The following is a 19,390-nucleotide window of genomic DNA, read 5'->3' as shown; positions in this document are numbered from 1 at the left end:
ATGAGCCCCATCAAAGCCTCGCCGACCGTTGCTACCCGCTATTATGTCAAAGGCGATTATTACACCAAAGGCGGAGACGAGCCCAGCGTATGGGCAGGCTCAGGTGCTGCCGCACTCGGCCTTGAAGGCAAAGTCGACTCCAATGATTTTAAGGTAATACTTGAGGGCAACCTGCCGAGCGGGCATCGGGCCGGATGGCGCGAGACAACCGCCAATCATCATCCCGGTTGGGACCTGACCTTCAATGCCCCCAAAACTGTCAGCATTCTGGCAGCACTCGGTGCTGACAGTCGGCTTGTCACAGCCCATATGGAAGCAGTCGGGGACGCCCTCGGTTTTATGGAAAGCTATGCGCATGTGCGCGTGCGGGCTGAAGACGGGACACTTGAACACCGCGCCACCGGTAACTTTGTGGCGGCAGAGTTCACCGAATTTTTCTCCCGGTCACTCGACCCACATCTACACACCCACTGCCCAGTTGCCAACATGACCTACGACAAGGAACGCGACGCCTGGTACGCGCTCGACAGCTACCCGCTGTTTCGCATGAAGATGGCGGCGGGGCAGATTTACCGGAGTGCGCTTGCGGCAAGCGTCAAAGGACTGGGGTATGAAATTAAGACCGCCGCCGACACCGGCCTCTTTGATATCAAGGGGCTGCCTGACGAGCTATTGAGTATCTTCTCGCAGCGCCGGCAGCAAATCGAAGACTATGCCAAAGAAAATGGCTGGGCGTCTGCGGCCGACTATGCCCTCGCGACACTTCTTACCCGCCCGGACAAAGAGATCACTAACCACCAGCAGGTCATTGAGGATTTGGGCGAACGCGCCGGTCCGCATATGCAAAATCTTTATCAGCTGATGGACCACGCGCGCGAGCAAGCATCACCGCACAAACCGGATCCAAAGCAAGCCGTTGAGGCCATGCGGCACGGTCTCTATCATCTCTCGAACCGAGAAGCCGTCTTTGAACACGGCCACCTCCTCTTGGAAGCCCTCAAGGTCAGCGTCGGCGAGGTGACCAAGGATGACATTGAAAAAGCATTGGTGGCCACAGCCGGCGCGGAAACCTATCATAGGACCGCGCTGCAAACCGGCGGCAGACGATTGTATCACGGTCGGACAATCGACCGGTCGGTGGGCTGGGAACTGCGCCTGGCAGAGCAATTGCTCGAACACAGAGCCCGGGTTCGCCCCCTTGCCAGCCCAGATAAAATAGCAAATATTCTAAAATCCCATTCACTCACCGGCGAACAGGCAAAAGCGGCCAGTTATGTGCTGAGGACCCGCGACCGAATTGTCTCGGTGGTCGGTGTCGCAGGCGCTGGCAAATCCCATCTGGTCAAAACTATCGTCGCCGCAACGCCGAGCCGCGACCATCTGGCACTTGCGCCCACATCAACCGCCGCCATTGACTTGGGGCGCAGTGCAGACATTAGAGCGCAAACCCTGACCGGTTTTCTGCAAACCGGCGGCCATCACGTCTCCCGAAACTCGCTCCTGTTTGTCGACGAATCGTCCATGACCAGCACGCGCCAGGCAAGCCGCCTGATGGACATTGCCCGAGAGAGGAAAAGCCGTGTGATTATGATCGGCGACACCCGGCAGGCAGAAGCGATTAATCAGGGCAAACCGTTCGCCCTGATGGTCCAACAGGGCCTGCGCGGTCCTTTCATCATGAAAAGCTTCCGGCAAAAAAACACCAATATGCGCAACCTTGTAGACGCCGTTCGCAGCGGCAACATGCGGGCTGCCTTTACCATTCTTGGCAGGCGCCTTGTTTCATACGGTGCCGACGAGTTGGTTGCAAAAGTCGCCGACCGCTGGATAGGTCACAAAAACCGAGACACTATACAGATAGCCGCTCTCGATAACGCAAGCCGGATTGCGCTCAACAGTGAGATACGCCATCGCCTGCAAGCTGAGGGCGTGATAGGCAAGGCGGAAAACGACTTCCATATTTTATCATCAAAAGCACTGACACCGCACCAACTGCGCTATCCCGACTACTATAAAAAAGGCGATGCGCTGGTTTTCCATAGGGGCAACAAAGCGCTCGGCGTTGAGCGAGACAGTCGGTGGCATGTGGAAAGAACCACCAAGCAGTCGGTCTTCCTGCGCGCCGCTGGCTCGAAGGTGCAACTGGCATTTAACCCTGCGAGGACCCGCAAAGACGGCTTGACCCTTTATGATGTGCAGGAGCGCAGGCTTGCTATCGGTGACAAAATTCAATGGCGGCAAAATCTCACAGGCGAACAGGATATCAAAAATGGCCACACTGGCACCGTTGAGGGCCTTAAAGGCAAGCGGGCAACCATCGCCTTCGACCACGGCGTAAAGCGTAACCTGGATCTGGCAAAACATCCTTATTGGGATCATGGCTACGCCCTGACCGTCTACAAGCAGCAAGGCAAAACCACACCGGTTAACTGGGTCATTGCCAATACCAAAAAAGCGGGTGAAATCACCCAGACAGCCCTCTATGTTGCGCTCACCCGCGCGCAGCGATCTGTGAAGATTTTCACTGAAGACCGGGAGAAGTTTCAGCGGGCGGTACAAATGAACCCGGGCGGCAAAACATCCGCTTTGGAAGGACGCGGCGTCACCCCGAACTTGCAGGACGCTGAGAAACACCGCACGCCGTCAACCATCGAGTTGCTCGCTGACCGCCTACCTGAAAACCTGCGCGCCAAAGTGCTCAATATTCTTGATTGGCGCGACGACCGGCGACGCGACCAGGAGGCTTACGAGCGTGATCCACGGATCGCGGCGGCGGCCCATCTACACGCCGCACAAAGCGAATCTCAAAAACAAGCAGGCCAAACCAGCGCGGCTGAAACCGCCAAAGATATTGCCCGAGATATTGTCAAGGATATGGGAAGAGAGGCGTCACGGTGAGCGGCAAGAGTAAAAAATGTATCTCTGTCACTGAAGTGGCCGGGCTCGGTATCTGCGAGCAACAAGTCATCCTTGACCGGCGGTATGGTAAAGCGCGAAGTGCGCGTCTTCAGGCAAAAGCAAAGAGAGGTATCAGAGCCCACAGCCAATTTGACCAACAAGTGCGGCGGATAAGCGATCCACGTTGTTTCATTGCCAGCACGCTTTACGGGCCCAATACCCATGAAACCCGGTGTTTGCGCGGGTTTAGAGACCAACATCTCCTCCCCTATCGAGCGGGGCGCTGCTTATGCACCCTCTATTACCGGGTCAGCCCCATCCTGGTCCCGGCGCTCAGCCGCTGTCCGCGTTTGGCAGCCCTGCTGCGGGCGGGTCTGAATATTGCCGTCAAGTGGATCGAGCGCAGACCAAGGGAGGTCGCTGATGATCGGTAACCTTTCAAGCGTCAGCGGCTATCTTCTGACTGTTCTAGTTATAGCAGTGCTTATCGTTGCCACCCATCAAATCCGCCTGGGGCGGCTGCAAACCATAATGGACGAACTGCCTTGCCAGCTTGAACGAGCAGCACTCCTCTATAGCGAACGGCTGTTGGTGATTGATCGCCCGTTTGAACTCTTTGGTCGGGTCGATCAGGTATGGGCACGCGAGGGCGGTCAACTCATTGTCGCAGACACCAAAACCCGTGAGGTTATTCGCTATTATTACTCAGACCGGCTCCAGCTTACCGGTTATGCGTTTCTGCTAAAAAATCACCCTGAAACCAGAGCGCGCAGTATCGCCTCATACGGCTTCCTGCGCATCCCGCAAGGCCGGAAAGCCATCTATATCAAAGTGCCGCTTTTGAGCGAACGGGCCTACCGCGACCATCTACAACATCACCGTGCACTGACCCTCGGCACCGCGCGCCCGCGTCCTGCCACGTCGCCGCTCATTTGTCGGGGCTGCGGCCATGTGAACCGTTGCCCTGTTTCTCTCATCAACCCCCAATAGGAGATAGTCCATGTCACCCATGCTCAAAACCATCTTCGTTGCCACCCTTTGCCTGAGCAACGTTACAAATCTGGCGCTCGCGTCCGAAGACGGCGCACAAGTAACTTTTTTTGACGTTGGCAATGATATTTGCGCGCTGGCTGAGACGCCGAGCGTCAGCGTTATCTTCACCGATACGCTTGACCCCAAAGGGCTATGCTTCAAAAGCCTGACGGCGCTTGAGGGCCAATTGAGCAACCCTCTTCTGGTGAACCTGTCCGGGCACACGGGCAATAGTGAGGCCTGGGATAAAGCCTTTAGTCTTAGCCGTGTGGTCGATATGAAAAGTGTCACTGAAAGGAAGGTTGAAGAAGAACTGATGCTATTCGGGAACACGCGGCTTCTCATCTTGCCGCTCGCTAAATTGCATGATCGAGGTGCAGGTTTTATCAGCAAACTCTCCTTCGCTCATTTGAGCCTTTTGTTCGCCAGCAACAATGCCAGTGACGGCGCATCTGACATCAATGCTGACTGCGCGCAGTCCGGGCACGTCTACGACGCAGATACGGCGCACGATCTGAATTCAGACCTAATGCTTGTGCCAAATTCAGGTGGCACACCCTTGCTTTCCCACTGTTTTCTTGAGACCGTTTCGCCGCATTTTGCCGTATTCAGTGCCGGCAGTGGCCGCGACCAGCCAACAACCGGCGTTGCCAACCATTATCTTCAGCTTGGCTTGCAGCGCTATAATATGCTGCGCACGGACCGGGGCGACGATGAAAGTGGCAATGAGTGGAAAGACGGTCTTACCGTTACCGGCTGCATTGACAGGCCGGGCGATGATACCATCATTGCAAGTCTCACCTCGTCGGGGTCACTTGACGTGGTATATGCAATGCCTGAGCTGGCGTGCCAAGGCCCGTCAGATGGATAGAGCCGAGCGTGCTGCTTTTATTCTGTGCAAGCTCGGCGACGCCTATCTTTGGCAACCACGGGTAAAATGGGCCCAGCAACTCGTGCCCGGCGCAAACCTATACTTCCGTGTAGGGCGCGGGCGGCGGACGTGCCACAGCGTGCGCGGCGTTGCCCATAGCATTACGATTGGCACCCAGTGCGTTGCTGAGGCTATGCACAGTGCGCGCAGTGCGAGCAGTTGGATCAGCTACGATGAAATCAAGCAAAGAGGGTATTTTACCCATCGTACCCGCCCCGCAGAATTGATGGTACACACCCTTTGTCATGAGTTTGGGCACTTTGTTCAGTCCGTATTGGGGCGCCGCGCGCCCGGCCAGCAACATGACGACGTGTTTTATGCCATTCTTGACCGCATTCACAGCGGCGGCCATGCAGGCGCGCTTTTAGACGAATTCCAAAAACAATGTCAAACTGCAGGCCTATCCCTCGCCTTTGAAGACACAACACGCAACCTCATTCAGAGGAGGATCGGCGAGCGCATTCTTGCCCGAACTGCCAGTCATATTCTCGCCGGGCGAGTGATCAAAAAAAACAGGAAGTCAGTGACGGTTGGCATCACCCATCGGGGAAATCAGCACAAAATCAGGGTCAGCCCCTGCCTTATCGAACCAGACAGTGGCACCACGCCCTTAGAGCAATCTGAATGGCATTGAAATTATGTCTAATCTTCGGTCGCAAGTTTGATTTGATCGCGCATCCGCTTGACTTCGCGCGGCGGGAGCTTCTTCAACATGGTAACGATTTCGAAGATAAGCGCATGGGCCTCGGGTGATCGGTCATCACCGTCCACATCGTCAAAAAGCTCGGAAACAGGATAGTCCAGCTTCGCACAAAGCTCTTCCAGCATATCGAGCGCCGCGCCTGTGAGACCGCGTTCAAGTTCGGAAATAGTATCATGCGAGCGGTCCATAGTCTGCGCCAGTTGCTCTTGCGTAAGCTTGCGCCCGGTTCGCAATACTTTGATCCGACTACCAATTTTAGATTTCAAATCCATGAGAGATTTGTACTGGTATTCGCAATCTCTTTACATAGGATTAATACCGATTATAATATATTATTCGGTTTATTGCCGATTTACACATATAACTTCGCCGGTTGCCGTATAATCAATAGAGGAGTTGAGGTTGGCGGGCACCAAAGGACATCAGAAAAATAATAATATTCAGGGCGAAACAAGAACTAGTCCCGACCCTATCGATATTCACGTCGGGCTACGGGTCCGCGAAAGGCGCAAAATGCTCAGCATGTCCCAGTCTTCACTTGGCGACATAGTTGGTGTTACGTTTCAGCAAATCCAAAAATATGAACGCGGCACAAACAGGATAGGCTCAAGCAGGTTGTTGCGGGTGGCAAACGCGCTCGACGTTCCCGTTTCTTACTTTTTTGAAGGCGCTGCAAATCATCTGCAAGAACCAATGGGGGCGGACTCATCACTCTACGATCTGGAAGAAACACAAGAGTTAGTCAGTGTATATTATGGAATCCAGGGTACTTTTGTTCGGAAAAAAATGATGACGATTATTGAACTGCTAGGCCAGCCTAGATCGAGTTAAGCGCGTCAGCCTGATATTAACTCTAATGTATAGTGATCAAGATCTGATCTGAATGACGGTGGCAAATATTCCCTGAAGCAGGCGTTCGAGGTACGTGGCACCACTGATGCAGTCGACCCAAAGCGGAAGTTCCAAGGCCAAATCATACGGATTGTTCTTCGCCAGAAACGGCCAACACGTTTCCAAATTGCTATGACTGGAAGGGAGGCAAAAGCTGACACTGGACTGAACATAAGACTTAAAAAATTTGATTAGTCAGCCAATTCCAGATAACGACAAAATGCATTGGCAAGCTTCATATGTCGCGGTGTTTTACAGTCAGCCTCAAAAACTTTGGGACTACCTACAATAATTGAAATGCACTGTGCGCGAGACGTAGCTACATTTAAACGGTTTGGACTATATAGAAACTCCATGCCCCTTGGAGCGTCGGCATGCGAAGAAGTTGTTAGAGAATAGATGGCTATGGGTGCTTGCTGACCCTGAAATTTATCGACAGTCCCGACGCGGGCATCAGGTAGCAGTTTTTGAATTTCAAAGACTTGAGCATTGTAGGGCGCGATAATGAGAATATCCTCAAGCCTTATTTCTTTTTCTTCGCCATCACGATAAACCCAAGTCGAATCATTGGACAGTATAGCGTTGACAATTTCAGCAACTTTTGTCGCTTCCTCAGGTGATGAGCTTTGATTGCCTTCATGTTCAACGGGGAAATATCTCAAACCAGACCCTGAAATGTCGCCTTCAGAATTGACAACTTGAATCTCCAATCCGTCTATGGATGTCAATTTGCTATCGTAAAAGAGTTCAGAAGTGTAGGCGCTAATTGAGGGTGGCAGACGCCACGTTTTTTCTAAGAACAGTCCTTGGTTTGGTGAAATGGTTTCTTCGCTGCGAAGTATATGTTCCAAAGCTGAACAGCCCGTACCATCGGGGTGGCTACCCTGCATGGGTTGGTCGAGTTGTTGCGGGTCACCAAGAAGAACAACTGTTTGAGCTGCTTGAGAAACTGCTAAAACGTTCGCAAGTGACATTTGCGCTGCTTCATCAACAAATAATACGTCTACAGACTCAAAAGCGTCGGGGAGAGACCACAGCCACGCAGTTCCACCGGCTACATCACAATCGGAATTGAGAGCTGAAAACACGCCTGCAGGAGTCGTTGTTTTTCTTAATTTATGCGAGTTGTCTTCCCTCGTTTTTGGTTTTTGAATACATTGAATCTCAATGCCAGTATCGTCAGAAGCTTCGATGACACCATTGAGTAGATTGCGGATAACTGTGTGGCTATTAGCAACGACGCCCACTTTCTTTCCTTGATCCACTAATTCGCAAATCATGTGACTCCCCGTGAACGTCTTACCCGTTCCGGGAGGACCTTGAATTGGAAATATACCAGAATTTATAAGTGGCGCGACGCGTTTCGCTGCTTCAAATGCTTCCTCCATCTCACCCTGAATTGGCAGTCCGTCGTTAATTCTAGGTGTCAGATTGAGGAGGGCATCTCGTGCTGCTTGAAATTGGCCTGTCCCTTCGATCCCCTGCTCAATGACATGCTCAGCCAATCGGATAAGAGATTCTTGCATAGGCTTAGACGAGACACGGTCATGAGTATAAATGGCTTTTGGGTGAAATTCAGCCCTATCGCCCCGTTTCTTTATGTCAATACATAGCTGCTCACATGATATATCATCGATAGTTCCAAGCTTGTCTCCGCCGACGTTGAACAGGCTTTTGCCTGGTCGTAGGTCGGCATCTTGTGTTGGGAAATTATAACGATGAATAGGACATTTTGCAGTACCCCCGACTGTGTCCTGAAACACTAATCCCGACAGCCCAGCTTTTTCGTCGAAAAGTTCTTCGTCAGACAAATCCTTTAAACGGAAATATTCCCACGCAGCACCCTTTTCTTCGCGGCGGTGCCATTCCAATAAATTTGCGAGAAGCCATCTTGCGTTTTCTGCATCATTTCGTTCTTCAATATCAGGACTAAGCCCCTCCACCAAAGCATCCATAAGAGGTTGAATGCGTTCAAGCCATTCAGCGACGGATTCAGTGGGCGTTCCGTCTCCGGGCTCTGGTCGCTCAACATTCGCCCCGTCTGAAATCAAATGTGTTCTTATATCTTCTAGCCAGTCCCTCAGGTAAATTGTTGAATTGCAATCATCCTGATTGTATTTCTCTACAACGACCCGATCTGATTCAAAAATTTCATCTAGTTCATTCAATTCAAGAGATGTTTGTAGTCGAGTAAGTGCTAGATTTGCGTCTACTAAGTCAGCGTCACGCTCAAAGCCGTAGAACGGTTCGAGTTTTTTAATTGAATAACTTTCGACACTCGCTCTTATGCTTTGTCTAACAACACCATAGAGATCTACGAAGACTAGGCCTCTCAGCAGTCTATCAAGTTCGTCTTCTCGGGAGGCGTAACGCCCCATGAGGCGTTTCATTGCCCCCGGCTCATAACCCCCGTAGTGATAAATGTGGAGGTCGGGATATTGCACCCATCGTTCCATTACAAAATCGATGAAATCATCGTACTTCTGTTTTTCTTCCGTGCGGTTTAAAGCCCATTCCCCGGCATATTCATAATTCCCAACTTCCTTTTTAAAAATGTAGCCAAATAGATATTCCAATCCGTGTTCACCAACGAAAGAATCCCCCTCCAAGTCCAAAAATATGTCCCCGTCCGATGGTTCTGGAAGTCTTGCCAACCCGAAACCTGCTTCGTGAGGCAGTACCTCAAATTTACGTTCGCCGCTGTTTCGAGCTTCTATTTGAATGCGAGCCTGTTCCCTAATACGTTCATAGGTCGAAGCTGACCCACGCTCCGGCCTCCATTGCATGGGAAGAGGCATTTCTGAAAGGCCTGTCGCCGTCGTCACACCCTGTCTTTTGAGCTCCTCAATTTGTAATTTTGAGATATTGGCAACAAGACTCAAATGATCATCTGCACGGCGCTTCGTATCACAAGCATTTCGCCATTTGCAGATCGAACAATGATCCACCGGATCGGGATAATTAAGCTCTGCATCTGTTTCTGCTATCTTTTCTAATAGAGCGGCTTTTGAGCGGCGATAAAAAGCTGCGTAATCAGAAAGACGATAGGCTTCTGGCTCAAAGTCACTCCACGGTGTTACGACATGCATATATTCAGGCGCAACGCCCTGAACAGCTTCGATGAGTTCAGAATATAGTGAAAGTTGAAGAACCGTTCCGCCCTTGGTCGTTCGCGCTAGCTTCGTGTCAATTACTTCATAAGACCAGTAGCCAAGGTTACTAACGGCATCAACTTTGCGGAGAACATCAATACGGCCACGCCATACCTCGTTTTCCAAAGCAGCTTGGACAATTACATCTTTCCCCGCCTCCATTGCCGCAACAGTGGCAGCGATTGCGTCCGAGGTTACATCAACGCCTTCTATTGGGACTACGTCTAAGCCTTGGCTTTCAAGATGTTTAATGTAACTCTCTTCATGTCTTGTCCCACGTTCCCAAAGTGAATCCAACATGGGATCCCAAATCCTAGGTTGCTCACGATTGCCCTCGGCTACCTCAATACTAAGATCAGTCAACCGTCGACAATTCAAATTAGCAACAAGGTCTGTCGCGCTAAGATGAAAATTCTCGCCAACTTTAATCATATCTCAAAATAACATCCCAAAGTTTTCAAAGAAACTAAAATAACTTGTATCCATTTTGCCCCTTCAGTACGCAACCTATTAGAAAATTAAGATATCGGCTAAATCGGGAACAAGTGTCATCCGCGATGTTAGGTGTGCCTACGTCAGTGCATGGAGAACACTGGACTGTCATTTTAAGAAGACTAGTTGTTTCTTGTACAACCATGAATAGATGATATGTTCTTTTTGTATCAGAACTGAATAATTAATCCGCATTTATGGTGGCAGGAGGGAATAATTCAATGAGCATGTTCCCCATATGGCGTGGAGAGATCATTATCCCTTCTCTTCCCGAAAAACGGCGCCGGGTCGGCGAAAACACAATAGTTCAAAAAGCGTTCTTAGCCACTAGGCAGTCTGTTCTGATTTTTGACTCTCAACTTACAGGCTATTATCTTATTAAAACTACAATGGGGGCTCCATTTAATGACCTTTTACTCCGAAAAAAAAGAGCTCGGCGACTTATTGCGTCTCTCCCAGTTTTAAATGGCCCGACAATTGACTGCCCGGATGATATTGCTGATACAACAAAGTTTTCATGGGATAATTTAGGCGTCCTCGAAGAGTATGCGTCAACTCCGGAAAAAGTTCTCAATTCTTGGCAAAACAAATTTTCATTTAATCTCGAAGATGAAGGTAGTGGTTTACCAGGTTTACGTACCCCGCAGATCGGTGCTTTACATGCAATATCGGCACATTTCTCAGTTGGAGAAAAATTCGAGCCAGCTACTGTTGTATTACCCACTGGAACTGGAAAAACAGAGACTATGTTGGCTATGCTGATATATCGGCAGCTACCAAAGAGCTTAGTAATTGTACCAACTGATGCCTTAAGAGCTCAAATAGCACAAAAGTTCGCGACGCTTGGTGTATTACCAAATGCAGGAGTAGTTCCAACAGAAATTGCACGGCCGTATGTAACACGCCTAACAAAGGGCATTCATACAGTTGCCGAAGCCCGAGAAATTTTAGAAGGCTCTAATGTAATTGTTACATTGCCCAATACCTTACGAGTATCTAATGATGCAGCCGTGGAATATCTGCTATCACATTGCACTGATTTAGTTGTTGATGAGGCCCATCATGTATCTGCTCCCCAGTGGTCTGCTATCCGCGAGCAATTTAACTTTAAACGCATCACTCAATTCACGGCTACACCATTCAGAAGGGACAACAAGCGAGTAGACGGGAAGATTATTTTTAATTTTAAACTCAGTGATGCTCAAAAGGCTGGTTACTATCGGCCGATAAACCTCAGAACAGTTGAAGAGTTTGGGGGCGAGGATGAGAGAGATCGGAAAATAGCCATTGAGGCTATCGCTGCCCTACGAAGAGATAGGGAAGCGCTTGGGCTTGATCATCTTCTCATGGCCCGCACGAAGACCACAGAACGCGCAGAAAAGATTGTTGCTATATACAGAGAACTTGCGCCCGATCTTAAGCCTCAAGTTGTTTATTCAGGGTCAGGCCGAAATATGCTGAATAGGGCCTCACTTAATCAGTTGCTAGATCGTGGTGATGATGGCGCACGTATTATTGTTTGTGTTGATATGCTGGGGGAAGGATTTGATCTAGCAAACCTAAAGATAGCTGCCCTTCACGACACCCACAAATCACTTGCTATAACTTTGCAATTTATAGGCAGATTTACTCGAAAAGGCGCAGTTGGGGAGGTGGGAGAAGCCACTGTTGTTGCAAATATAGCAGATCAAGAAACAGAGCGAAAACTGGCAAACCTATATGCAGAAGGTGCTGATTGGGACGTAATCATTAAGCGGCTCAGTGAAGATAGAATTGATGGCGAATTACATTTGCAAGACGTTGTTACGGGCCTCAAAGAAAACGGTACCCTTCACTCTCAACTTTCGTTGTGGAACTTACGCCCTGCACTTTCAACACAAATATATAAGACTTCATGTGAAAGTTGGTCGCCTTTAAATTACGAGAGGGTGTTACCTAAAGGTGTTGAAAAGTGGTATTCAATAAGTGAAGAAGACAATATGCTTGTTGCTGTTGTCCATAGATCAAGCACTGTTCGATGGGGTAATTACCAAAACCTTTTTGACACAGCCTATGATCTAATATTGGCACATTGGGACAAGGATCAAAATGCACTCTTTATGTACTCCAGTGATTATAACGGGCTGCGAATTGAAAAAATGGCTCAGGAAATCACAAATGAAAATACGGAATTATTGAGTGGGCCAGCTATATTCAATATCTTAAATAACGTTGAACTACCACTGGTCAAAAATCTGGGTTCATCAACGGTAGGTGCTATCAGTTTTACTTCTTATTTCGGCCCAAACGTCACTGACGGTCTAGCGAGCATCGAAAAGGCTGAATCTGCATTAAACAATATAGCATGTCTGGGTTACGAAGATGGTGAACGTGTTCTTTGGGGAGGCACTCAAAGAAAAGGTAAAGTCTGGCAACAGACATCTGGCTCAATTGCGGAATGGCTGATTTGGTGTTCCAAAACATGGTTAAAAGTATCAAATGAAGAGGAGATCGACGCTAACATAACTCGCGATTTTCTCAGGCCAGAAAAACTTACAAAACCTCACACATCAATTCCAATCTCCGTTCAATGGGGTGAGCAGGCTCAAATACAATATAATGACAAGCAATTCATTCATTTTGACGATAACGAAGTGCCGCTTTTTTTGATAGACCTTGGAATATCCGATGTAGCGGAAGATGGTTCGCTCACAATTCAAATTTCCAGCGATGATTATTCGTCAGAATATCTATTTCAGATATCTGATAAGTTCGCTGGAGGGTATCAATACTCAAAAATTTCAGGTCCAGAAATTTGTTTTAAGAAGTCGAATGGCCCACTAGTGAGAATAGAAGAACACCTATTGAGCGATCCTTTCATCATCAGATATGTCGATGGCACGCTCTCATATAATTGCTTTCATATTCCAACTCGATTGGATGCCGGTATGTTTTCAAAAGATCGGTTGGAAACTTGGGATTGGGGTACTATTCCGCTTAATCATGAGTCTATGCATAAAGCCAATGATACCAACACTATTCAGTACAAAACATTTGAACATATTCAAGATGAGTATGATTTTGTGTTTAACGATGATGGTTGTGGTGAAGCGGCTGATTTAGTCGCTCTTAAAAATATTGACAACGAGACAATCAGGCTGTGTTTGGTGCACTGCAAAGGGGCAAGCGGAGGGCGGGTCTCAAACGATATTGGTAACTTCTATACTGTCTGTGGTCAGGCTCAGAAGAGTATATCAGTAAAGCATGGTAACCGTCCGCCCAATCCCCTTATGCAGCTTCTTCCAGCTCGGTTTTATAGAAGTTCCAAGGCAGCAGCTCATGGATACGGTTGATGGGGTGGTCCGCAATGGTGTCTAACACCCAAGTTAGGTAAGCTTGAGGATTAATACCGTTCAGTTTGGCTGTTTCCAGAAGCGTGTATGCAGCAGCGGCCCGCTCACCGCCTTTGTCTGAACCGATGCGAACACCTAGACACACTTATAACCAGCTCAAATCAATCGAGATAGGTGGGGTTCGCCGGGCGTTTACGCTTCAACCACAATCCGGCGTTTGAAATCGTCCGCATACCGTCGACGCGGTACCTTGCCTTTAGCCATAATAAGTGTCCACTTAATTTAAGCGGACACTAAGCCCGCTACCAGTCATTCATATAATATGGCAGGATAAGCTACGGAAGGTGGAGATCACCGGGCGCTTACGTTGAAGCGAATGCGGCTGATGTAAAGTTAACCTGCATACAGAAGAGAAAACGGGATTTTCTCGTCGCCCGATCACTAGCTGGGTAGCATAACAAATAATTGTTTCCATGGAAACATATAATTGATAAGGTCAACTCATGAGGCTTATTTTCCAATATCGAGGTATAAATGACGAAGTCAGGTCAGGTTGAACGATCCTTTAAAGATAACTCCCATCCCTTGTTTTCTCTGCTAAAACTTCGTGATGTTAACGCAGGCGGTGCACAAGTGCGTGCATGCCTTCCCTATCAAGAGAGCTTCACTGACGGAGCGGACAAGGGACTGGCCAAAGGATGGTCGGTCATCACGCTGGATACACTTCTTGGCATGGCCGTCTATGGCCGGTTGCAAGAAACCAGACCGATTGCAACCATCGATCTTGCTGTAGATTATCTGGAGCCTGCCGGCAAAGGGGCAGATTTAATCTGCGAGGCAAATTGCCACGACATCAAAGACAATATTGCCTTTGTCAGCGGCTGTATCAGCGATGCACGAGATGGTTATCAAATCACCAAAGTCGCCGCCAAGTTCATCATTAAAAACCCTCTAAGACCGCAAGGAGAGCGAGGTTCGTCGCAGTATATACCGCAGCCATGGGAATTGCCGCAGGCAGAGCTGTGCCCTGGCTTCGAAAAGCTGAAGTCCAATGTTCCTTTTGCCCGCTGGCTCAACCCTGAGCGATACACTTTCAACGGTAATGCTGTTTTCGCCCTTGAATTCAACGACAGCCATATCGGCGACCCTTACGCTCGTACCGTCCATGGTGGCATCTTGACAAGCCTGATGGAAACAGCTGCGGTAGGCACTCTTGCGATTAATAAAAACGCCAAGGAACTTGCTGATCCTCTGTCGCTAAAAGTGCAGTTCATGCGTCCGACCGGAGCGCGGGACACTTATGCATCTGCCTCGATCATACGCGACGGGAAAAATATTATTATAGTTGATGCGCACGCATGGCAGGAAAGTCCCGACAAACCGTCGGCCAGAGCTACATTTTTGTTCAAGGCGAGCAATTGAGACCCGATTCGGCCCTGTTTAACCCTGCTCAACTTCGCTCAATAGCCGCTTTTTGGCGTCTGCCAGAAAATCAATGATCCCTTCTCTTTTTTCTTCCGCCAAGTCACCCCAAATATAGGCGAATAAATCCTCTGCTTCGTTCTGTAATGTCGGCAGGATATGCTGAATTTTGTCTGTCAGATAAATTCGGTTCGCCCGCTTGTCGGTGGCGTCAGGCAAGCGTTGCACCCAATTACCTTTTTCAAGCCGCGACAGCATTTTTGAAAGCGGCGCACGTGCCATGTCCATCTGATCAGCCAGCTGCTGCTGGGTCAATCCATCACACCGGCGCAGGCTCGCCAGCGCAAACCATTGTGCGGGTGTCAACCCAGCATCTTTGATACGGCGGTCAAAAGCACATTTCATCAAACGGGCGACATCCTGGATAAGGAAGCCCAAATTTCTGTCATAATTTTCCATAATCAATCTATATCATTAAACATGTTGTATCCATGGAAACAGTATTATAGTCTTTTAACTAAATAAACACATATCAGGAACGACAGCCAATGCACCCCTTTTCCCGACTAGCGCTTGCTTTGCTGATCTCCGGGGCCTTTATTATATTGCCTTATGGTCGCACAACTGCCGTAGCGAGCCAAGCTCATGACGCCTTTAACTCTGTGCAGAGCGAAGAAGTAATCGTCGCGACCGGCGTCATGAAATCCAGGCGTACAAGTATGCTTGGCCCGGTTGTGCCCGGTGTGTTGGAGCAAACCTTTGTGAAGGTCGGCGACATTGTTACAAAGGGCCAAGCCCTGTTCAGGATCAGGCCGGTCGACTATGATATTGCGGTTCGAAAGGCAAAAGCCGCACTGGACCTGGCGCGAGCTCGTGTCGTGCTGCAAAACAAACGTTTTGACCGCGTATCAGAGCTTTTTAAAGACAAAAACGTGAGTGAAAGTGCGCTCGAAGAAGCTAGAGCCAGCCTTGATGTCGCGTTGGCCGAGCAAGCGCTTGCCCAGACTGATCTGGATAATGCAGAGCAAATATTGTCCGACACCATCATTCGAGCTCCTTACGACGGCGTGATTACAAAAAAAGTGGCGGACGAAGGCGTTTTCAAGACGGTACAGGCCTTCTCTGGCAACGGCGGCGTTGTAGAGCTTCAGGAAGCCGGGATTATGGTAGCTATTTTATTTGTACCCGTCAGCCAGACCGCGCGCATTGAACTGGGCCAGAAAACATTGCTTTCCATCGACGGCCTAGATCAGAGATTTACAGGTGAGATTGCCGTTATCAACCATCAGGCCCACGTGAGCTCCAATATGCTTGAGGTTCGGGTAGCTGTCATCAATGACGGCCTCGCCATCAAAGACGGCCAAACGGTAGTTGCTCGTATTTATGCGGCGGAACAGGTGAGCCAGTAATGAGCCTTTCCGATGTTTCAATTAAAAGGCCTGTGCTCGCCGTTATGCTGATCGGTGCGCTTGTTGTTTTGGGCTGGCTTTCCTTGCCCCGGCTCGGCGTTGATCTGTTTCCGGATGTGGAGTTTCCCTACATTTCTGTAACCACAACCCTTGAAGGGGCATCACCAGACACGATTGAGAGCGAAGTTACCGATGTCATCGAGGAATATGTTAGTACAATTTCAGGGCTGCGCCAGGTGCGCTCGACCAGCACGGAAGGCGTTTCGCAGGTCGTACTTGAGTTTGAGCTTGATGAAGATATAAGCGAAAAGTCGGAAGACGTAAGGGATAAAATCGCGCGCGCCGTTTCTGACTTACCGTCGGATGCAAACGCACCGATTGTTGAAAAAGTTGATCCCGATGCCGCCCCTATCATGACACTGATTATCTCTGGCGACGCCGATGTCGGCGCTTTAACAACCTACGTTGACGAGAAAATTGTTGCCGATCTGGAACGGCTGCCTGGTGTTGGTTCCGCCAAAATCCTCGGAGGCCGCTTGCGGGAAATGCGAATCTGGCTTGATCTTTACCGCATGCGCGCCTTTGGCGTTACCTCTTCCGACATCAGAAATGCGCTGACCCAAGAGCATGTAGAACTGCCCGGCGGCAGGCTGGAGGTAGGGGGAGGCGAGCGCGAATATATCGTAAAAACTGACGCAGAGGCCAGCACGACCAAAGAATTTGCTGATTTAGTTGTCTCCTTCCGTACCGGCACAAGACCAGTGAAGTTGGGGGATATAGCAACAATTGAGGACGGGCTGGAAGATGAGAGAAGTGTCGCGTTTCTGAATGGCCGTCCGAGTATTGCCGTTGAACTACGCCGCCAATCCGGTAAAAACACCGTTTCTGTCGCCAATCTTGTCAAAGACTATATCACTCAGAGCACTGAGCGGCTCCCCGACGGCATGTCAATCGAAGTTTCAAGGGACGTATCCCGTTTTATCGAGTCCTCAATCGAAGACGTGCAGAAAGACCTGGTTATCGCCATCCTGCTAGTGGTGGCGGTTACATTCTTCTTTGTGCTCAATCTAAAAGCAACGCTGATCGTGGCCCTCGCCATTCCAACATCGCTTATCGCAACATTCTTTGCGCTGTATGTCTCAGATTTCACGTTGAATACTCTGACATTGCTGGCATTGACGGTTGCGATTGGTCTCTTGGTAGATGACGCAATTGTTGTGGTTGAATCTATTCAGAAAGAACTGGACAAGGGATTGGAGCCGCACGAGGCCGCCTCCGGGGGCACCAGGAAGGTTTGGCTTGCGGTTATGGCGGGCACTGCAGCGACGCTCGCTGTTTTTCTGCCTATCGCCTTCATGTCCGGGATCGTGGGGCGGTTTTTCATGCAATATGGGCTCGCGATTGTGTTTTCCGTTTCGGTTTCACTTTTGGTGGCGCTTACCCTCACACCCATGCTCGCTTCCCGGTTTATGGCGAAAGCCTCGGTTGGCGGCGGTCTGCTGCATCCTATCGAGCGGTTTCATGAATGGCTTGTCCGGGCTTACGCATCCGCTCTCAAAAAAGCTATTCGCTTCCGCTATATTGTCATGGTTATTGCGTTTTTATCGTTTGCTGGCGGTATATTGATCGCCCAACAAATACCAACCGGGTTTTCTCCTCTAGCCGACCGTTCCGAATTCCTCGGGCAGGTCGAACTGCCGCTTGGTATTGGCATTGAAGAAGTGAAGCGAGCCGCAAACACGCTCAATGAGGCTCTTCATGCCGTCGATGAGGTAACGTATGTGCTGATTACCGCTGGCGGGGGCGCGCAGCAAAAAATCAACCTGCTTGATTTCTATGTCGCGCTGACCTCCAAACAAAGCCGCGAACTCACCCAACTTACCCTGATGTCCGATGCACGAAAGGCGATTGCGAGCGCTATGCCATCTGCCCTGAAAACGTCGGTGTCCGAGGTGCCGTGGGTTTCAGGTGGCGGGGTATCGAGCAGTAAGATGGAATATGTTATTCAAGGGCCAGTGCTTGAGCAGACAAATACCTATGCGAATACGCTGGTTGAGAAAATGAAAGTCTCCCCTTTGTTCGCTGATGTGCGCACCAGCTATGAAGCTGGAAAACCGGAGTTGAAACTGCGGCTCAACCGGCGCATGTCTGGAGAACTGGGTATCAGTGCGCGCGCTATCGCACAGGATAGTCAATTGATGATTGGTGGTGCGGACGTGGGCACGTTCGAAGCAGGAGGGCGCAGGTATGACGTGCGGGCCAGACTGCGCGCGGATCACCGCGACGAGCCTGGTGACCTACAATTGATGCAGTTTCGCGGGGCTGCGGGTGACCTGCTGGATGCTGGTGTTTTGCTTACCTTTGAAACGGGGACCGGCCCGTCTCAAATTGACCGCGTTGACCGCGGGCGTAAAATTTCCCTTTTCGCAAACCCGGCTGGCGGCGTTTCACTGGGCACAGCATCCGATGCCTTTGCACAGGTGATGCTGGAAACACCTTTACCAGATGGCATGACACTTATTGTTGAGGGAGAAGCCCGCCGCCTTGCGGAAACCGTCGAGGCAATCAGCTTTGCGTTCATTTTAGCAATCATCGCGCTATACATGGTTCTTGCCGTTCAGTTCGACAGCTTTGGTCAACCCGTTATCGTTATGTTGACGGCGCCACTGTGTTTTTCAGGTGCTTTCGCCGGTCTTTATCTCGCGGATTTGGAAATATCACTTTTTTCCCAGATTGGCCTAATCGCCCTGATGGGGATTGTGATGAAAAACGGTATTCTTCTGGTTGACCGGGCAAACCAATTACGTGCAGACGGCTTGACACGGCTTGAAGCCATCAAACTTGCTGGACCGGAGCGGCTAAGGCCCGTATTGATGACGGCCCTGTCTGCGGTGTTTGGCATGATGCCAATTGCGTTCGCCACCTCGGACGGTGCTGAATGGCGCAACAGTATGGGCTTCATTATTATGGGTGGGTTGTCTTCCTCGACAATCCTCACCCTGTTTGTGATCCCTGCCGCTTACGGAATCATCACCGATGCCGACAAGGCCGTGGACAAAGTACGTATGTATTTCGCTGGCAAAAAAAATTGGCGTAGGTGACTGAACTGTCTCCTTCATGAACTTTCG

13 protein-coding genes and 1 pseudogene are annotated in these 19,390 nt (G+C 49.8%); 10 read left to right on the top strand and 4 right to left on the bottom strand.

Annotated features, from left to right (window positions below; translation table 11 throughout):
• From mobF to OEU88_RS14965, 5 genes are read left to right on the top strand one after another with little or no spacing between them, the layout of a single operon-like run.
• Positions 1-2,898, top strand: coding sequence for a MobF family relaxase (gene mobF / locus OEU88_RS14980; RefSeq protein WP_262696018.1), 2,898 nt, complete (start codon positions 1-3; stop codon positions 2,896-2,898).
• Entirely contained in the window at positions 2,895-3,332 is a 438-nt protein-coding gene (locus OEU88_RS17705; RefSeq protein ID WP_394805278.1) for a CFI-box-CTERM domain-containing protein, read from the top strand. Before mobF ends, OEU88_RS17705 begins: the two co-directional genes overlap by 4 nt.
• Entirely contained in the window at positions 3,322-3,888 is a 567-nt protein-coding gene (locus tag OEU88_RS14975) for a CRISPR-associated protein Cas4 (RefSeq protein WP_262696017.1), read from the top strand. Before OEU88_RS17705 ends, OEU88_RS14975 begins: the two co-directional genes overlap by 11 nt.
• Positions 3,889-3,898: 10 nt before the next feature.
• Positions 3,899-4,801: a hypothetical protein gene (locus OEU88_RS14970; RefSeq protein ID WP_262696016.1), complete on the top strand. Its 903-nt coding sequence runs from the start codon at positions 3,899-3,901 to the stop codon at positions 4,799-4,801.
• Complete coding sequence (locus OEU88_RS14965; protein ID WP_262696015.1) at positions 4,794-5,495, top strand: SprT family zinc-dependent metalloprotease; 702 nt, start codon at positions 4,794-4,796, stop codon at positions 5,493-5,495. Before OEU88_RS14970 ends, OEU88_RS14965 begins: the two co-directional genes overlap by 8 nt.
• An 8-nt stretch (positions 5,496-5,503) precedes the next feature.
• Here OEU88_RS14965 and OEU88_RS14960 read toward each other — a convergent pair whose 3' ends face one another.
• On the bottom strand, positions 5,504-5,836 hold the full coding sequence (locus tag OEU88_RS14960) for a helix-turn-helix domain-containing protein (protein ID WP_262696014.1): 333 nt from the start codon (positions 5,834-5,836) through the stop codon (positions 5,504-5,506).
• A 130-nt stretch (positions 5,837-5,966) separates the two neighbouring features.
• On the opposite strand from OEU88_RS14960, the gene OEU88_RS14955 reads away from it, so the two are divergent.
• Positions 5,967-6,395, top strand: a complete 429-nt coding sequence (locus tag OEU88_RS14955; protein WP_262696013.1) for a helix-turn-helix domain-containing protein — start codon at positions 5,967-5,969, stop codon at positions 6,393-6,395.
• A 251-nt stretch (positions 6,396-6,646) separates the two neighbouring features.
• Here the strand turns inward: OEU88_RS14955 and OEU88_RS14950 are convergent, their stop codons facing one another.
• A complete protein-coding gene (locus OEU88_RS14950) occupies positions 6,647-10,039 on the bottom strand; it encodes a TM0106 family RecB-like putative nuclease (RefSeq protein WP_262696012.1) in 3,393 nt (1,130 codons plus the stop codon).
• Between the two features lie 281 nt (positions 10,040-10,320).
• On the opposite strand from OEU88_RS14950, the gene OEU88_RS14945 reads away from it, so the two are divergent.
• Positions 10,321-13,431: a DEAD/DEAH box helicase gene (locus OEU88_RS14945; RefSeq protein WP_262696011.1), complete on the top strand. Its 3,111-nt coding sequence runs from the start codon at positions 10,321-10,323 to the stop codon at positions 13,429-13,431.
• On the opposite strand, the pseudogene OEU88_RS14940 reads toward OEU88_RS14945, so the two are convergent.
• Positions 13,367-13,555: pseudogene (locus OEU88_RS14940) on the bottom strand (transposase domain-containing protein); the annotation flags it as partial. The gene OEU88_RS14945 and the pseudogene OEU88_RS14940 overlap by 65 nt on opposite strands.
• 410 nt (positions 13,556-13,965) lie before the next feature.
• Between OEU88_RS14940 and OEU88_RS14935 the strand changes: the two are divergent.
• On the top strand, positions 13,966-14,853 hold the full coding sequence (locus OEU88_RS14935; RefSeq protein WP_262696010.1) for a PaaI family thioesterase: 888 nt from the start codon (positions 13,966-13,968) through the stop codon (positions 14,851-14,853).
• Between the two features lie 18 nt (positions 14,854-14,871).
• Here the strand turns inward: OEU88_RS14935 and OEU88_RS14930 are convergent, their stop codons facing one another.
• The gene (locus tag OEU88_RS14930; protein WP_262696009.1) at positions 14,872-15,312 is read right to left on the bottom strand and encodes a MarR family winged helix-turn-helix transcriptional regulator; all 441 of its coding nucleotides are present in this window, start codon (positions 15,310-15,312) and stop codon (positions 14,872-14,874) included.
• Between the two features lie 89 nt (positions 15,313-15,401).
• Here OEU88_RS14930 and OEU88_RS14925 point away from each other — a divergent pair, with 89 nt between their 5' ends.
• Positions 15,402-16,262 carry an efflux RND transporter periplasmic adaptor subunit gene (locus tag OEU88_RS14925; protein ID WP_262696008.1) on the top strand — a complete coding sequence of 287 codons (861 nt, stop codon included), beginning with the start codon at positions 15,402-15,404 and terminating at the stop codon, positions 16,260-16,262.
• Positions 16,262-19,363 (top strand): efflux RND transporter permease subunit, encoded by a 3,102-nt coding sequence (locus OEU88_RS14920; protein WP_262696007.1) that lies wholly within the window; start codon positions 16,262-16,264, stop codon positions 19,361-19,363. The genes OEU88_RS14925 and OEU88_RS14920 overlap by 1 nt, the downstream gene beginning before the upstream one ends.
• Positions 19,364-19,390 lie beyond the last annotated feature (27 nt).

The organism is Kordiimonas aquimaris (assembly GCF_025574485.1).
GTDB classification, from domain to species: Bacteria; Pseudomonadota; Alphaproteobacteria; order Sphingomonadales; family Kordiimonadaceae; genus Kordiimonas; species Kordiimonas aquimaris.
This window is presented reverse-complemented; position numbering and strand designations above follow the sequence as displayed.

Excerpts from the sequence above, each read along its gene's own strand:
- mobF (WP_262696018.1), top strand. The coding sequence starts at position 1 with ATGAGCCCCATCAAAGCCTCGCCGACCGTTGCTACCCGCTATTATGTC.
- OEU88_RS14975 (WP_262696017.1), top strand. The coding sequence starts at position 3,322 with ATGATCGGTAACCTTTCAAGCGTCAGCGGCTATCTTCTGACTGTTCTA.
- OEU88_RS14970 (WP_262696016.1), top strand. The coding sequence starts at position 3,899 with ATGTCACCCATGCTCAAAACCATCTTCGTTGCCACCCTTTGCCTGAGC.
- OEU88_RS14965 (WP_262696015.1), top strand. The coding sequence starts at position 4,794 with ATGGATAGAGCCGAGCGTGCTGCTTTTATTCTGTGCAAGCTCGGCGAC.
- OEU88_RS14960 (WP_262696014.1), bottom strand. The coding sequence starts at position 5,836 with ATGGATTTGAAATCTAAAATTGGTAGTCGGATCAAAGTATTGCGAACC.
- OEU88_RS14950 (WP_262696012.1), bottom strand. The coding sequence starts at position 10,039 with ATGATTAAAGTTGGCGAGAATTTTCATCTTAGCGCGACAGACCTTGTT.
- OEU88_RS14945 (WP_262696011.1), top strand. The coding sequence starts at position 10,321 with ATGAGCATGTTCCCCATATGGCGTGGAGAGATCATTATCCCTTCTCTT.
- OEU88_RS14935 (WP_262696010.1), top strand. The coding sequence starts at position 13,966 with ATGACGAAGTCAGGTCAGGTTGAACGATCCTTTAAAGATAACTCCCAT.
- OEU88_RS14930 (WP_262696009.1), bottom strand. The coding sequence starts at position 15,312 with ATGGAAAATTATGACAGAAATTTGGGCTTCCTTATCCAGGATGTCGCC.
- OEU88_RS14925 (WP_262696008.1), top strand. The coding sequence starts at position 15,402 with ATGCACCCCTTTTCCCGACTAGCGCTTGCTTTGCTGATCTCCGGGGCC.
- OEU88_RS14920 (WP_262696007.1), top strand. The coding sequence starts at position 16,262 with ATGAGCCTTTCCGATGTTTCAATTAAAAGGCCTGTGCTCGCCGTTATG.